Below are 2331 nucleotides of genomic sequence, written 5' to 3' on the forward strand. Positions count from 1 at the left end.
TTTAAAAATAATAAAATTTTTTTAAAAAATATTCGTATGCACGCTTTTAAGGTCTAAAACTTGCCTATCCCCTTGATTATTAAAAGGTTAGCACCATTTTATGGTCCATCTTTGAGGGGAAGTTCCGCTACACAAGAATTCCTTAGTTATGCCCAACCTTTATCTTCAAATCAATCCATTGGAGTAAGTATAAACTATCTTAATTCAGATAAAATAGAAAAAAGAACAGGACCTACTGATGCACCTATTGGGAGTTTTGATACTTCGGATTTAAACATTAGCTTAGGATATGCCAGAGGGTTAACCTATAACCTTTCTATCGGTATTACTGGTAAATTTATTCAAGAAAAACTTGATGATGAAAAGGCTACTACCTTTGCTGGTGACTTAGGTGGATTATATAAAAGAGGAAATTTAAATATTGGTGTCAACTTACAAAACATTGGCAAGAAGGTAAAATTTATCAAGCAAAGCTATCCACTCCCTTTAAACATCAAAACAGGTATTGCTTATAAATTGAGAGATGACTTAATTTTTGCAGTTGATATGGATAAATTTCTGAAGGAGTCTAATTCTAAACTACATCTTGGTGTAGAGTATAGACTTTTAGATAACTTAACATTGCAAGGAGGATACTCTCAAAGCCTAAATTCTCATAGTAAAGATTTAGGTAAATACTCTTTTGGATTCGGGCTAAAAAGAAATTATATGCTATTTGACTATTGTTTCTTACCTTATGATGATATTGGTAGTACCCATCGACTTAGCCTATCTGTAGAATTTCCTAAAAAGGAAGAGGGTATTGATTGGGAGAAAATCAGTAAATTTGTAACCCCAGATGACTCACTTATAAAATTCTTTACAAGGCATGTAATTGGTGCTTTTAAACCAAGAGAATTAGAAGAAAGATTATTACAGGCAATGGAGATATTTGCAGGATTATCTGTATATCCTATTGGGTATTCGCATGAGCCGTTTGAGATAATTCAATATGCCCGTCAAAGTTTATTCTTTACTAAAGGCGATTGTGATGATTTAAGTGTCTTGTATGCTACTTGCTTAGAAAGTGTCGGTATTCCTACAGCATTTGTATTAGTCCCAGAACATATATTTATACTATTTGATACCAATATTCATCCTAAGAATGCTAATTTAATTAGTTTTGATAAAGACTCATACATTATCCTACAAGACCATATTTGGTTACCAATAGACCCTATTTATATACAAAAATCATTTGTAGATGCCTGGCAGTATGGTATAAGAGAGTATAAGAAATGGAATAATGAGGGTAAATTGAAAGTATTGGAGACACATAAATGTTGGAAAAATTATCCTCCACTTAATCCACCAACCCTCCCTCAAGAAAACTGGCTACCTAAGATTCCGGCACAAGAAGAAATGAATGTTAAAGTTAAACAGTACATTAATGAATTTAAAGAATACCGAGAAAAAAGTAGACTTTCTATGGAGCATAATCAAAAAGGGATATTTTATGCTAAGGACGGAAAGTATGAGGAGGCAATGGAAGAGTTTAATAAAATAACTGAAGAGATTGATACAGAGTATTCTCCTGCTTATAATAATCTTGCTAATATCTATTGTCTGAAAGGAGATGTAACTCTTGCTCATAAATATTATCATAATGCAATAGAAAAAGACCCTGTTGACGGCGGCATATACCTTAATTTAGGCGTATTTTATACATTATTAGATAAAAAAGATATAGCCTTAGAGATGTTTATCAATGCCTTAAGATTATACGATGATTATCAATCAGCTTATCAAGCACTTGGTTTAGACCAGGAGGCAATAGAAAAGGCAGAAGAACCTACAATAAGACTTTCACGCATAGAAATTAAGCAATTATTAAACGAGGCTAAACAAAAGGTCAAAAAGCCTAAAAAAGAAAAACTAAAACCTCATATTCCTGAAATTACTCCTGCTAACACTACACGGATGAGAAATGTGTTAGAAGAGGGAGAAAGACTTATTAGAATAATTCTCTATTGGAAAGGAGACCGGTAAGATGTCAGATGCCAGAATTCAGGCTAAATTAGGATTGATATTAGGATTGATAGTTAGTCTTATTGTACTTTTACTATCATATTGTGGGGTATTTGAGCCATTTGAATTAAAATCATTAGATTATAGATTTCGGCTATTTTGCCTGAATAAACCATTAGACTTACAAATAAAACTTATACTTAGAGCCTATCCGAAAAGTCCAGCAGCTCTGAAGGTAATCCAGGCACAAGCAAAATGAAGCATTGCTATGTAATTTTCTACCTTCTTTTCCCAGCGGATTAGCAACCGTCTAAAGCGGTTTAA

At 32.9% G+C, this 2331-nt stretch carries 3 protein-coding genes; 2 read left to right on the plus strand and 1 reads right to left on the minus strand.

What is annotated here, in order from left to right; genetic code table 11:
• Positions 1–72: 72 nt before the first annotated feature.
• On the plus strand, positions 73–2028 hold the full coding sequence (locus AB1414_19405) for a PorV/PorQ family protein (GenBank protein MEW6609580.1): 1956 nt from the start codon (positions 73–75) through the stop codon (positions 2026–2028).
• Between the two features lies 1 nt (position 2029).
• Positions 2030–2266 carry a hypothetical protein gene (locus AB1414_19410; GenBank protein MEW6609581.1) on the plus strand — a complete coding sequence of 79 codons (237 nt, stop codon included), beginning with the start codon at positions 2030–2032 and terminating at the stop codon, positions 2264–2266.
• Here the strand turns inward: AB1414_19410 and AB1414_19415 are convergent.
• Positions 2215–2331 (minus strand): IS5/IS1182 family transposase (locus tag AB1414_19415; GenBank protein ID MEW6609582.1); only part of this gene is annotated, 117 nt, incomplete at its 5' end. The genes AB1414_19410 and AB1414_19415 overlap by 52 nt on opposite strands.

The sequence above is a fragment of the bacterium genome, assembly GCA_040755795.1.
Lineage (GTDB): Bacteria > UBA9089 > CG2-30-40-21 > CG2-30-40-21 > SBAY01 > JBFLXS01.

Bases quoted from the DNA above. Each gene is read 5' to 3' on its own strand.
- AB1414_19410 (MEW6609581.1), top strand. From the start codon at position 2,030: ATGTCAGATGCCAGAATTCAGGCTAAATTAGGATTGATATTAGGATTG.